Origin of the sequence: Allobosea sp. FBZP-16, from assembly GCF_002831785.1 — a bacterium.
Lineage (GTDB): Bacteria > Pseudomonadota > Alphaproteobacteria > Rhizobiales > Beijerinckiaceae > Allobosea > Allobosea lupini.
Genome location: NZ_LNCQ01000029.1, coordinates 224,432 through 237,702, shown reverse-complemented (window position 1 = coordinate 237,702; position 13,271 = coordinate 224,432). Strand labels below are relative to the sequence as shown.

Genomic DNA, 13,271 nt, shown 5'->3' with positions numbered 1-13,271 from the left:
GATATCGCAGGCCACCGCGCTCGGCCTGACCTACTCCGCCGCCATCGGCGAACGCTCCCGCGATCACGCCCTCAAGGGACGCGTCGAGATGAGGTTCTGAAGCGAAGGGTCTGTCCGGAACAGGCGTGGAAACGGTTGATAGAGGAGTAATCTCTTCACCTACTGAACCTGCTAGCCGACTTGCCGATGGCGAACGATGCGGGCTTGGCTGGGCTGTGCACCGGTGACAAGTTCCGGATCGGCCGACGCACGCCCCTGAGGCCTGGCGCGACTTCGGCGCTGTCGCTCAGGGTGACGCCTGCGCCTGACGGGTCGCGCGCAGCAGCTCACGCGGTAGCGCACCGGTCTGGCGCTCGACCATGCGGTGCACGACGGGCGGCTCAGGCCCGATATGCAGATCCCTGACCCGGTCGCCGATTTCGGCGTCGGCCTGGGTGACGCGCTGGGCTTGGCGGACATATTCGACCCAGGTCGGGCTGTCGTAGCGTTCGATCCAGAGCTCGGCGTCGGTCAGGTCGCGCAGCAGCGACCAGTGGCGGGCACCATCGCGGCGGCGGATGCGCCGGCGTTCCTCCATCGCCTTCAGGAACTCGACGACATCCTCCTGCCTGATCCGCCATTCGATGGTGACGAAGACCGGGCCGCTGCGCGGTTCGATGTCGACCGCGACCTCAGGCTTTCGCCAGCGGCCGAGTGGATCGAGATTGAGCGCCTCCAGCGGGGGCAACTGATAGCGCAGCCCGACGCCCGCGCCGAAGACGAGCGCGACTGCCGCCGCGACGAGACCGCCGGCCGGGCCGGAATGAAGGGTGACCCAGCCCCAGGCCCAGCTGCCCGCGGCCATGCCACCGAAGGCCGCCATCTGGTAGAGCGCCAGCGCGCGTCCCACCACCCAGCGCGGCGCCGACAGCTGCACAGTCGAATTGAAGGTCGAGAGCGCCAGCACCCAGCAGGCGCCATCGGCCGCTAGCGCCGGCATGGTGAGCCACATGGTCGGGCTCAGCCCCACCACCAGGGCCGCGGCCGCATAGGTCAGGAAGGTCAGGCGCACGAGGGTCTCGGTGCTGAAACGACGGCGCAGCCGGGCGCTGACGAAGGCTCCGGCGACCGCGCCGGCGCCGAAGGCGCCCAGCAGGATGCCGTATGTCAGCGGGCCGCCGCGCACGAGATCGCGTGCGACCAGCGGCATCAAGGCGAGGCCGACGATGCCGCCGAAACCGAAGAGAAAGGCCCGCAGAATGACGGCGCGGATATTGGGCGACATCGCGACATAGCGCAGACCGGCGCCCATCGCGAGCAGGAACGTCTCGCGCGGCAGCACGCGCTCGACCCGCGGCGGTTGCCAGCGGGCCAGCACGACGATGAGGCCGATATAGCTGAAGGCATTGACGACGAAGGCTGCGACCGCGCCGAAGGCGGCGACGATGGCGCCGCCGATCGCCGGGCCGACGCTGCGGGCGATGTTGAACGCGACGCTGTTCAGCGTCACCGCCGCCGGCACCTCGGGTCGCGGCACCATGTCGCCGACCGAGGACTGCCAGGCGGGGTTGTTGAGCGCGTTGCCACAACCGAGCAGGAAGGTGAAGGTCAGGAGCAGCCAGGGCGAGAGCAGTCCATGCCAGGCAAAGACCGCCAGCATGATCGAAACGGCGAGCATGAAGCCCTGCGCCGTCAGCAGGATGCGGCGACGGTCGTAATTGTCCGCGATCGCGCCGGCGGCAAGCGAGAACAGCATCACCGGCAGCGCGGTCGAGGCCTGGACGAGCGCGACCATGTCCGGCGAATTGGAGAGCGAAGTCATCAGCCAGGCTGCGCCCACCATCTGGACCAGGCCGCCGAAGTTCGAGGCGAGGCTGGCGATCCAGACCGCGCGGAAGATCGGCTGGCGCAACGGCGCAAAGGCCGAATAGCGCCCGTCATCTGGCTTCAGGCCCTCGGCGGCGAGGTCGGCTTCGGCGGTTTCGGCAGTGGTCTGCGTGGCTGGCTCTTGCGGCATGCCACAGTTAGAGCATGCCGGCGGGCGATGGGAAGCCGCGCTGCGCCATTGTCCATCATCAGATGATTTGAGACTGTTTTCAGGAACGAAGGCTTGGGGCTCATCCGGGTTTCACGGGCGGCTTCGGGACGATGATGCGCCCTATGTTCCAGGCAGGCCCTGATGGGTCGGTTGAGCTTCGACAGGCATGACGCATCTGCCAGAAGCAAACCGTCATCGCGGCAGCGCGAGATCAATCGCCTGTGCGAGCGCGGCTATGACCGCATCGCTTACCATGAAGAATACGATGCTAATCCTCGGCCACCGCAGTGGCAGGGCCATGCCTCAGCGCGACAGGATCGGGCGAATGCGCGCCAGATTCTCGATCGTGTGGGCCAAATGCGCGCGCAGTCGGTCGGCAGCTTCGTCCTGATCGCGGCGCGCGAGGCTGTCGAGAATGGCGAGATGCTCCTCGCATTGCGCGCGGTAACGCTTGCGGTCCAGCATCGACCGGTAGGACAGCAGGCGGCGCACGCGATTGAGCCGCCTGATCGTATCGAGGAAGAACGGGTTGCCGCTCGCTCCGACGATCGTCTCATGGAAGCGCACCCCGCGCTCGTGCAGCGCGTCAGCGGAATCGGTCTCGATCGCGCCCGCGGCGCGATCAGCGTGATCATGCGGTTCGCCTCGATCGCGGGGCATTCCGATCCTTGATATCGAACGTCTCCTCCCCGGGCACAGACATGCGCTATGAACAATTGGCGGGTGTAAGGTCATGCCCGCCGTGATTGCCCCTGCGGGGAGGCGTGCTCGACATTGCCGTCCCGGAAGTGCTTCGCGATCGCCAGGTTTGGGACTGAAAGTCGATGACCGAGGGACGACAGTCCGATATCCGCATTCTCGTCAGCGGCGGACGCGGCCGGCTTGCCAGCGTGCTGTCGCTCGTCGGCGGGGATCGTGTACAGGCTTTGCCGCGCGCCGAGCTCGACATCTGCGATGCCTTCGCCTTTCAGGCTGCGCTCGCGAGGCTGAAACCGGACGTCGTCATCAATGCGGCGGCGATCAGCGCCCTCGAGGCCTGCGAGCGCGCGCCGGAGCGAGCACACGCCGTCAACGCGCTGGCCCCCGGCCATATGGCGCATGCCTGCTCAGAGGCCGGAACGCCATTCGTCCACCTGTCGACAGATTACGTCTTCGGCGCCCCGACTGATCGCCCATGGCGGGAAGCCGATCCGGTATCGGCGATCAACCTGTACGGAAAGCTGAAGGCCGAAGCCGAGCGACATGTCCTCGCCGCCGGCGGAAATTCCTGTATCGCCCGGGTCGCCTGGCTGTTCGGAGACGGCAAGGATTTCATCGCCCATCTCCTGCGCGGACAGGACGATGCCGTCAACGTCGCCCGCGACCAGATCGGCTCGCCGACGCCGATCGGTCCGCTCGCCGGGCGTCTGCTGGACCTGGCCAGACGCATGGCAGCCAGAGAGCCCATCCCGCGCCTGCTCCATCTCGCCGGCTCGCCGGCCGTGTCGCGGGCCGACTGGGTCGCCACGGCCTTCGAGGCGCTTCGCCTGGCCGGACGGCGGACGCCGGAGCTGGTTCGTGTCCCGATGAGCGACCTCGGCTCCTCGGTCACCCGGCCGCACTTCAGCGCCCTCGACTCCGGCCTGGCCGCGGAGCTCTTCGGAGGCGAGCTCGATTGGCGGGTCGCAGCCATGCAGGTCGAGACTTTCATCGACCGTCAGGTTTCGGGATAGGAATTCGTCTTTCTGCTCAGGCCCTGATCGGCTCGGCACGGCCGGAGCGCACCGAGCGATAGGCGGTATCGATCATCGCGAAAGCATGGCGGCCGTCGTCGAGCGTGACGGCCATGTCTCCGCCCTCCCTGAAGGCTTTGACGAAGGCCCAGGCGACATGTTCGTGGAAGACGCCGGTCTTGAAATGGGGCACCGTCGGCGACGAGGCCCAGCTGCCGCCATCCGCGCCGCGACGGGACACCGCCTTCGGCGGGAACACCGACGAACTGCCCTGGCTGCAGCTCTGGCGCGACTTGCGGCCGGGCGCCGGCGTGATGTCGATCAAACCCTGCTCGATCGGGCGCCTCGACGACGGCCGCAACGCCCCGTCACCGCCGTTCGAGCCAGGTGGCAGCCGCGTGTTCGAGATCGACATCGACGTGGCCGATAGCCGGAGAAGCAGCGGTCCTCTCGGGTCCGCACGACGGATCCGCCGCGCCTCGCCGGCCGTCGATATGCGTGGTCCAGGTCGCAGGCGCCTTGCCGGCCGAAGAGCCTTCTCGTCTCAGCGACGGCTGCTCGACGTCCGGCCCTGATGTCCATGGGACAGGAACTGCATGAAAGCCGGTGGGATCTCGATATAGCCGAGCGCTTCCTGGCGGGTGTCGAAGTCCGCGATAGCTTCGGTCAGCAGCTCGAACTCGCGCTCGCCGTCGGAGCCTCTCAAGGATGAGATCAACTGTGCGGCCCGCAGCACAGCAGCCTTCCGCTCTTCATAAGACGAGATCATCACGGCGTCGGCGTTCGGCATGACACCACCTCATCGCTACGCAACTCACAGCCACTACGCTAACGACCAAACCGCTGGAATACGAGTCGCCTATTGACGATGACTATCTGGCAACCGCTCAGAAGCACATGCCGAGCCCAGCGTTGATTGCGTGGTTGGTTGCGTTCGGGGCAATGTGGCCGACCATTGCGAGCCCGCAATAGCATCAGCTTCCGCGGCCGCCGGGCGTGCGCACGAGCCCGCGACCTAAAGCATTCATTCGGCCTTGGCGCTGTCAGGGTCCGAACAGCATTCCGGTCCGAGGTGGCTCGCTCCGATGCCGTTGACGAAGAGCCCGATCGTCTCTCGAGCGATATGATCGACCGAGAGCGGCCCGGCGGGATCATGCCAGCGGGCGATCCAGCTCAATGCGCCCGCCGCCGCGAAGGCGAGCAGCTTGGGGTCGCAGGCGCGGATCGAGCCGTCGGCGATGCCGGCCTCGATCAGGCCGCGAAAGCGCTTGTCGATCTTGCCCTTGAGAGCGCGCAGGTCCCTGCGCGTCTCGGCGGGGAGAGGGTCTTCGCCGACGAGGATCAGGCAGCGGCCGAAATCCTCGGTGACGATATGGGCGTATTCGGTCCAGAGCACCATCAGCCGCTCGAGGCCGCTGCCGCCACTGCGCTTGGCCTGCGCCGAGGCGGCGGCGGCATCGAGCCGTTCCAGCCCGATGCGCACGCATTCGAACAGGATCTCGTCCTTGCTGCGAACGTAATGGTAGATCGTCGGCTTGGTGACGTTCAGGCGCTCGGCGACATCGTCGAGCGAGGTGCGGTGGAAGCCGCGCTCGGCAAAGGCCTGCGCCGCGACGCGCAGCACGGCCTCACGCTTGAGGGCGCGCTCCTGCTCGCGCTGCGCCGGCGTCTTCCAGAGGGCTGTCGCCATGACCTGTTCAGGCCCGCTCGATCGCGAGCGCGATGCCCTGGCCGCCGCCGATGCACATCGTCACCAGCCCGTAGCGACCACCGGTGCGCTTGAGCTCATAGGCCGCCTTCAGCGTGATGATCGCGCCGGTCGCCCCGACCGGATGGCCGAGCGCGATCGCGCCGCCATTGGGATTGACCTTGGCCGGATCGAAGCCGAGCTCCTTGGCGACGGCGCAGGCCTGGGCGGCGAAGGCCTCGTTCGACTCGATCACGTCGAAGTCCTTCAAGGAGAGCCCGGTGCGCTTGAGCAGCGCCTGCACCGCCGGCACGGGGCCGATGCCCATCACGCCGGGTTCGACGCCGGCATGGGCATAGCCGACGATACGCGCCAGGATCGGCTTGCCCTCGCGGCCGGCCCGGCCTTCCTCCATCAGCACCATGGCGGCAGCGCCGTCATTGATGCCCGAGGCGTTGCCGGGCGTGACCGTGCCGTCCTTCTTGAAGGTCGGGCGCAGGCTCTTTAGCGTCTCCGCCGTCGTGCCGGGCTTGGGATGCTCGTCGGTGTCGAAGCTGATCGTGTCGCGGCCCTTGCGCACCTCGACGGGCAGGATCTGCTCGCGGAAGCGGCCGTCCTTAATCGCCTCGGCGGCACGGCGCTGGCTCTCGGCAGCGAAAGCGTCCTGAGCTTCGCGGTCGACGCCGTAGCGCTCGGCGACGTTTTCCGCGGTGATGCCCATGATGCCGTTGCCGAACGGGTCGGTCAGGATGCCGGTCAGGTGGTCGGAGGCGACCGTGTCGCCCATGCGCTGGCCGAAGCGGGCGGTCGAGAGCAGATGCGGGGCGCGGCTCATCGTCTCCGCGCCGCCGGCAACGGCGGTGTCGCAATCACCCAACATGATTGCCTGTGCCGCCGAGACGATCGCCTGCACGCCGGAGCCGCAAAGCCGGTTCAGGGTCATGGCCGGGACCTCGACCGGGATGCCGGCATCGATCGCCGCGATGCGGGCGAGATAGGCGTCCTTGGATTCGGTCAGGATGACGTTGCCGAACACGACATGGCCGACCTCGGAGGCCGGCAGGTCGGACCGGCGCAGCGCCTCGCCGACGCAAGCTGTGCCGAGCGCGGTCGGGGCATGGCCGGAAAGCGCTCCGCCGAAGGTTCCGATCGCGGTGCGCGCACCCGCGGTGATGACGACATGTCGGCTCATGGTGGTTCTCCTCAAACGGGTTCGGCGTGTCGCTCGGGCTTGTACAGCCCTTCGATCTCGGCGGCGTATTTCTTCGCGATGCTCGCTCGCCGCACCTTCATCGTCGCGGTCACCTCGTCATCGTCATGATCGAGCTCCTTGACGAGCAGGTGGAAGCGCTTGAGCTGGGCCACCGGCGCGAGCTGGCTGTTCGCCCGCTCGATCTCGGCCGAGACCAGCTCGCGCACGCGCTCATGCTCGGCGAGGCTGCGGAAATGGGTGAAGGCGATGCGGTTCTCCTCGGCCCATTTGCCGACGGTCTCGCCGTCGATCTGGATCAGGGCGGAGGGGTAGCGGCGGCCATCGGCGACGACGATGCATTCCTTGATGAAGGCGCTGCCCTTCACCGTGTTCTCGATCTCGGATGGGCTGAGGTTCTTGCCGCCGGCGGTGATCATGATGTCCTTGAGCCGATCGACGATCCTGACCTGTCCGGCCTCGATCACGGCGACGTCGCCGGTGTGGAGCCAGGCATCGCGCAGCACGCCTGCCGTGGCCTCGGGATTGCGGAAATAGCCCTCGAAGACGATGTCGCCGCGTACCAGGAGTTCGCCCTGGTCGCCGAGCTTGGCCTCTGCGCCCGCGACCGCCTCGCCGACCGAGCCGGGCAGCAGATGGTCGAGGCGCTGTCCGGTCGCCATGCCGGAGGTCTCGGTCAGCCCATAGACCTCGACCAGCGGCACACCGAGCGTGCGGAAGAACTGCACGATGCGCGGCGGGATCGGCGCCGCCCCGGTGAGCGCGATCTTCGCCTTGCGCAGGCCGATGAAGTTCTGCAGCGCCCGGAAGATGACGAGGTGGTAGAAGCCCGCGACCGCCTTTTCGCGCAGGCTGCGCGCCGCCTTCGGCTTGGTGGCGAAGGGCTCGCAGGCGGCAAGGCCGGCCTCGAACAGTCGCCGGCGCCAGCCTCCGGCCTCCATCAGCTTGATGTGGATCGAGGCGTGGAGCTTCTCCCAGATGCGGGGCACGCCGAGGAAGAGCGTCGGCGCGACCTCGCGCAGGTCCTCCTGCACTGTGCGGATCGACTCGCCGAAGGAAACGCAGGAGCCGGCATAGATCGGCGCCATCGTGCTCAGCATCTGCTCGGCGACATGGCAGAGCGGCAGATAGGACAGGTTGGTCGTAGTGGCGTCATAGCCGAGCCGCTCGACCACGCCGGCCGCCTGGGCGCGCATGTTGCGATAGCTCAGCATCGCGCCCTTGGGCTTGCCGGTGGAGCCGGAGGTGTAGACCATCAAGCCGATATCCGCCGGCGTCTGCGCGGCGAGGCACGCTTCGACCAGCCCGGGATGCTTCGCCTCGTGCTCGGCGCCGAGACGCAGCACCTCGGCGAAAGCGACGACCAGTTCGGAGGCATAGCCGCGTAGACCTTTGGGGTCGATCACGACGATGCGCTTCAGCCGCGGCAGTTCCTCCAGCCGCTCCAGCACCTTGTCGGTCTGCTCCTGGTCCTCGCAGACCACGATCTCGACCTCGGCATGGCCCAGCACATAGGCGACCTCGTTGGCCGGGCTGGTCGCGTAGACGCCGATCGCGACCGCGTTGACCATGCCGGCGCCGAGCTGGGCGACGACCCATTCGGCGCGGTTCTCGGAGAGGATGCCGACATGACCGCCCTGCTCCAGACCGAGCGCGCGCAGGCCAAGGCCGAAATGGCGGGCGCGGCGATCATACTCAGCCCAGCTGATCGGCAGCCAGATGCCGAAATCCTTCTGCCTGAGCGCGATACGCTCCGGCATCGTCCGGGCATTCTCGCGCAGCATCTGCGGCAGGGTGAGGTTCGGAAGCTCGCGCATCGCCGCCATCCTCACGAGAGCCAGCGCTTGCGGCGCTTGTAGTGCTTGACGTCGCGATAGCTGCGCTCACCCCCGGCGCCGCCGAGGCCGAGATAGAATTCGCGCACGTCCTGGTCGCGCATCAGCTTCTCGACCGGCCCGTCGATCACGACCTTGCCCATTTCGAGGATGTAGCCGTAATTCGCCACCGCGAAGGCGACGGCGGCGTTCTGCTCGACCAGCAGCATCGAAACCTTCTGCTCGGCATTGATGCGGGCGATGATCGCGAATATCTCCTCGACCAGCTTGGGTGCCAGGCCGAGCGAGGGCTCGTCGAGCAGGATCAGCGAGGGCCGCGCGATCAGGGCGCGACCGATCGCCAGCATCTGCTGCTCGCCGCCGGAAAGATAGCCGGCGAGCCCCTTGCGGCGCTCATGCAGCCTTGGGAAGTAGTTGTAGACGAGATCGAAATCGGCGGCAGGCAGCTTGCGCCCGGTCAGAGCGAAGGTCGCGGCGGTGAGGTTCTCCTCGACGGAGAGGTCTTCGAAGATCCGCCGCCCCTCCATCACATGGAAGAGGCCGCGCCGGACGAGGCCGTGCGGGGTCAAGGCAGCGATGTCGTCGCCACGGAAGCGGATGGCGCCGGCGGTGACGTCGCCATCCTCGAGCGAGAGCAGGTTCGACACCGCCTTCAGCAGCGTCGACTTGCCGGCGCCGTTCGAGCCGAGAAGGGCGACGATCTCGCCCTCCGGCACTTGCAGCGACAGCCCGCGCAGCACCTGCACGGTCCGGTTATAGACCACCTCGACATTGTTGACGTCGAGCACCGCGGAACCGGCCATGACCTCTAGCCCTTCATCCAGCCGCCGCGACTACAGCTTGATCCAGTCGGACGCCGGCTGCATCTGCTTGGCCTTGGCGTCGAAGCGGTAGATGCGCCCGACCGGCACGGAATTACCGGGGATCGAGATCGGCACGCCGAACAGCCCGCCGGTGTCGAAATCCTTGATGCTGTTCAGCCCGGCTTTCAGATTGGCGCCGGTGAGCTCCTTGCCGGCCTCGAGCGTGCGCTTCACCGCCTCGGCCATCAGCATGGCAGTGACGAACCCCTGGAGATAGCCGGTCGACTGGTATTCCGGGCGCATCTGCCGGATCTTCTCCAGCATCGGCGCGGTGCCGTCCTTGTCGTAGTAGTAGCGGTAGGGCATCACGCCCATGAAGCCCTCGGCGGCGTCGCCCATGCGCTGCACGGTCGAGTTGTCCATGGTCCAGAACGTGCCCATGAACTGGCTCTTCATGCCCATCTGCTTCGCCTGCGTGACGAATTCCGGGATCGGCGCCAGCACATAGCCGTGGAAGATCGTGAAGTCGGGATTGGCGCGGCGCAGCTTCAGCACCTCGGTCGAGACGTCGACGCTGCCTGGCGGCGTCACGATCTTCTCGACGACGCTGAGCTTCAGCTCCTTGGCGACGGCCTCGCTCGGCCCGATCGGATCGCGCCCGAACTCGCTGTCGGAATAGACGAAGGCGACGCGCGCGCCCGGCTTCTCCTTGGCGATGTAGCGCAGGAGGATGCCGAACATCTCGGTGTAGTCGGGCCCGGCCATGAACTGCAGCGGGAACTTCTTGGGATCGTTGAGCTCGGTCGCGAAGGAGGCGCCGGCCATGAGCATGCTACCGCGACGTTCCAGCTCGGGATTGATCGTCTTCGAGAAGCCGGTCGAGTCGCCATAGTAGAGCGAGACCTTCTCCTGGCCGGTGATCTTGTTGAAGGCCGCGACCGAGGCGTCGACCTTGTAGGCGGTGTCCTCGGCGACATACTTGATCTTGCGGCCCTTGATGCCGCCGCCATCGTTCAGGATCTTGAGATAGTCCTGGATGCCGGCATGGATGCCGACGCCGGCAAAGGCGAAGACACCGGTCAGCGGGATCGAGCCGCCGAGCACGATGTCGCCGCCCTCCTGCGCCGCAAGCGGCCTGACACCGAGCGCCAATCCGCCGGCGAGCGCTGCGGTACCGGCCAGAAGCTGGCGCCTGTCGAGAGTCGTATTCGTCATCTCATCCTCCCTTGGGTTAGCTGCTCTTGACGGCAGCCGTTTCAGCGAAGTGCTCAGGTCCTGAACGGCCAGAGATGGAAGAAGCGGCGCAGCCGCCGCCAGATCTCGGCGAGGCCGCGCGGCTCGAAGATCAGGAAGCCGACGATCAGCGCGCCGAAGACGATGGTGCGCACCGGCGCCAGCGCCGCGAGCGCGTCCGGGTAGATCGGCGTCGCCCAGTTCGCGACGAACTTCAAAAGCTCCGGCACAAGCGTCATGAAGACCGCGCCGAGGATGCCGCCGAGGATCGTGCCCATGCCGCCGACGATGATCGCGGCGAGGTAGAAGATCGAATTGACCAGCGGGAAGCTCTCGGGCGTGACCACGCGGAAGAAATAGGCCCAGAGCCCGCCGGCAAGGCCGGCATAGAAAGACGAGATCGCAAAGCTGGTCAGCTTGTAGCGCAGCAAGGGAATGCCCAGCACCTCGGCCGAGATGTCGCGATCACGGATGGCGATGAAGGCGCGGCCGATCCTGGTGCGCAGCAGGTTGGCCGCGCCGAGCACCATCAGGCAGGTCACCGGCAGGATCAGCCAGTAGAGCAGGAAGGGCTGGTCGAGGTTGAGCCCGAACAGGCGCGCCGGCGGCATCGACAGGCCGCGCGACTCGCCGGTCAGCGACCAGTGCGAGAACAGGAAATGCAGGATGACCGAGGCCGCGATCGTCGCGATGGCGAGATAGAGCCCCTTCACCTTGAGGCTGGGAATGCCGACGAGCACGCCGATCGCCGCCGCGAAACCGGCACCGACCAGAAGGTTGATGAAGAACGGCGTACCGAGCCTGATCTCCAGCACGGCGACGGTGTAGGCACCGACGCTCATGAAGGCGGCCTGGCCGAGGCTGACCAAGCCGGTATAGCCGGTGAGCAGGTTCAGGCCCGTCGCGCTCGCGACATTGATCGCGCAGAGGCAGGCGAGGAAGAGCCAATAGGGGCTGGCGACGAAGGGGAAGGCGATCGCCCCGAGTGCGAGCAGCACCAGCAGGGCGCGCTGCAAGGAGCTGTCGAACAGCGCCTCGTCGGCGGCATAGCTGGTCTTGAGCGTGCCGATCCGCATGGCGCTAGAGCCTCTCGATCTCGTGCGTGCCGAACAGGCCGTAGGGACGGACCATCAGCAGCACGAGCAGCAGCGCGAAGGTGACGACGAGCTTGAATTCGCCGCCGAGGAAGGCGCCGGCAAGCGCCTCGACCAGCCCGATCAGAAGGCCACCGACCAGCGCGCCGGCGATCGAGTCGAGCCCGCCGATGATGACGACGACGAGGACCGAGAGGCCGAACACGCCCATGGTCGGCGAGATGCCACCGATCGCCCCGACCAGCACGCCGGCGCCGGCCGCGGTGGCGCAGGCGAGGATCCAGGCGACCGAGAAGACGCGCGGCACGTCGATGCCGACCGAATAGGCCGCGCCCTGATCGGCCGCCGTCGCCTTCAGCGCGACGCCACCGCGCGAGAAGCGGAACAAAGCCAGGAAAAGCCCGATCACCACGGCAGCCGCGACGAAGCCGATCGCGACCTTCGGGGCAAGATAAGCCTCGCCGATGAAGACCGGCTTCGACGGCATGAATTCGGGTAGCCGCAGCGGGTCGGCGCCCCAGCCGAGCTGCACGACACCGGCGAGGATCGAGCCGAGGCCGATCGTGACCATGAACACCGAGATCGGGCTCTCGCCCAGCATCGGCCGGATCAGCGCGCGCTCGACCAGCCAGCCAAGCGCGCCGCCGGCGGCGATCGCAAGCGGGAGCGCGAGCCAGGGCGAGAGGCCGAGCCCGGCAGCAAAGCCGAGGAAGGCATAGCCGCCGAGCATCAGGATCTCGCCGATGGCGAGGTTCACCACGCGCGTGGCCTTGTAGATCAGCACGAAGGCGACGCCGGTCAGCGCATAGAGCGCCCCGGCGCCGAGGCCGGCCAATGTCACTTCGGCGAGGAAGAGGCCGTCCATCACGCCGCCTCCGCCTTGATCCGGCGCGCGATCGCGCCGACATCGCCCGAGCCGAGATAAGCGGCGATCACGGCGTCGCTGCCCTGCATCTCGCGCGGCGTGCCGCTGGCGATGACCTGGCCGAAATTCAGCACCACGACATGGTCTGAGATGTCCATCACCATGCCCATGTCGTGCTCGACCATCAGGATCGTGACGCCCCATTCCTCCTTCACGTCGAGGATGAAGCGGGCCATGTCCTCGGTCTCCTCGCGGTTCATGCCCGCGACCGGCTCGTCGAGCATCAGGATGCGCGGCCGCATGGCGAGTGCCCGCGCCAGCTCGACGCGCTTCTGCAAACCGTAGGAGAGCGTGCCGACCGAGGTGTTGCGGATGTGCTGGATCTCGAGGAAGTCGATGATGCGCTCCTCGATCTCGGCCCGCAGCTCCAGCTCCTCCTTCTGCGCCCTTCCCCAGTAGAACAGCGCGTCGAGCACGCCGGTGCGCATATGGGCGTGGCGGCCGAGCTTGATGTTGTCGAGCACGGTCATGCCGCGGAACAGCGCGATGTTCTGGAAGGTGCGGGCGAGACCACGCGCGGCACGCTGCGGCGCGCGGACGCCGTCGAGGCTTGTCCCCGCGAAGCGGATGCTGCCGGCCTGCGGGCGGTAGAATCCGGAGATCGTGTTGAACAGCGAGGTCTTGCCGGCGCCGTTCGGGCCGATCACCGCGGTGATCGCACCCTCGGGTACGCTGAAGGAGACGTCGCTGAGCGCGCGCACGCCGCCGAAGGCGAGCGAGACGCCCGAGACCTCAAGAATGGGCGAAGCCGCCAT

Annotated in this window: 13 protein-coding genes; 1 reads left to right on the top strand and 12 read right to left on the bottom strand. The window is 67.1% G+C overall.

All coding sequences use genetic code 11. The features are described from left to right. Positions 1–286: 286 nt before the first annotated feature. Entirely contained in the window at positions 287–1,996 is a 1,710-nt protein-coding gene (locus tag CXY91_RS15840) for an MFS transporter (protein WP_100962278.1), read from the bottom strand. Positions 1,997–2,320: 324 nt separating this feature from the next. Further along, positions 2,321–2,677: an FCD domain-containing protein gene (locus tag CXY91_RS31315; RefSeq protein ID WP_199777462.1), complete on the bottom strand. Its 357-nt coding sequence runs from the start codon at positions 2,675–2,677 to the stop codon at positions 2,321–2,323. A gap of 164 nt (positions 2,678–2,841) precedes the next feature. Here CXY91_RS31315 and CXY91_RS15830 point away from each other — a divergent pair, with 164 nt between their 5' ends. After that, entirely contained in the window at positions 2,842–3,729 is an 888-nt protein-coding gene (locus CXY91_RS15830; RefSeq protein WP_100962276.1) for an SDR family oxidoreductase, read from the top strand. Between the two features lie 16 nt (positions 3,730–3,745). Here CXY91_RS15830 and CXY91_RS15825 read toward each other — a convergent pair whose 3' ends face one another. The 10 genes from CXY91_RS15825 to CXY91_RS15780 form a co-directional block, all read right to left on the bottom strand. Next, positions 3,746–4,144, bottom strand: a complete 399-nt coding sequence (locus tag CXY91_RS15825) for a hypothetical protein (RefSeq protein WP_100962275.1) — start codon at positions 4,142–4,144, stop codon at positions 3,746–3,748. Positions 4,145–4,273: 129 nt separating this feature from the next. Beyond that, positions 4,274–4,519 (bottom strand): hypothetical protein, encoded by a 246-nt coding sequence (locus CXY91_RS15820; RefSeq protein ID WP_100962274.1) that lies wholly within the window; start codon positions 4,517–4,519, stop codon positions 4,274–4,276. A 234-nt stretch (positions 4,520–4,753) separates the two neighbouring features. Beyond that, positions 4,754–5,419, bottom strand: a complete 666-nt coding sequence (locus tag CXY91_RS15815) for a TetR/AcrR family transcriptional regulator (RefSeq protein WP_100962273.1) — start codon at positions 5,417–5,419, stop codon at positions 4,754–4,756. Between the two features lie 7 nt (positions 5,420–5,426). Then, positions 5,427–6,608, bottom strand: a complete 1,182-nt coding sequence (gene bktB, locus CXY91_RS15810; RefSeq protein WP_100962272.1) for a beta-ketothiolase BktB — start codon at positions 6,606–6,608, stop codon at positions 5,427–5,429. A gap of 11 nt (positions 6,609–6,619) precedes the next feature. Then, positions 6,620–8,443 carry an AMP-dependent synthetase/ligase gene (locus CXY91_RS15805; RefSeq protein WP_248307508.1) on the bottom strand — a complete coding sequence of 608 codons (1,824 nt, stop codon included), beginning with the start codon at positions 8,441–8,443 and terminating at the stop codon, positions 6,620–6,622. 11 nt (positions 8,444–8,454) lie between these two features. Continuing rightward, positions 8,455–9,264, bottom strand: coding sequence for an ABC transporter ATP-binding protein (locus tag CXY91_RS15800; RefSeq protein WP_100962270.1), 810 nt, complete (start codon positions 9,262–9,264; stop codon positions 8,455–8,457). A gap of 30 nt (positions 9,265–9,294) precedes the next feature. Continuing rightward, positions 9,295–10,479, bottom strand: a complete 1,185-nt coding sequence (locus tag CXY91_RS15795; RefSeq protein WP_100962269.1) for an ABC transporter substrate-binding protein — start codon at positions 10,477–10,479, stop codon at positions 9,295–9,297. A 53-nt stretch (positions 10,480–10,532) separates the two neighbouring features. After that, entirely contained in the window at positions 10,533–11,573 is a 1,041-nt protein-coding gene (locus CXY91_RS15790; RefSeq protein ID WP_100962268.1) for a branched-chain amino acid ABC transporter permease, read from the bottom strand. Positions 11,574–11,577: 4 nt separating this feature from the next. Further along, complete coding sequence (locus CXY91_RS15785; protein ID WP_100962267.1) at positions 11,578–12,456, bottom strand: branched-chain amino acid ABC transporter permease; 879 nt, start codon at positions 12,454–12,456, stop codon at positions 11,578–11,580. Beyond that, entirely contained in the window at positions 12,456–13,271 is an 816-nt protein-coding gene (locus CXY91_RS15780; RefSeq protein WP_100962266.1) for an ABC transporter ATP-binding protein, read from the bottom strand. The genes CXY91_RS15785 and CXY91_RS15780 overlap by 1 nt, the downstream gene beginning before the upstream one ends.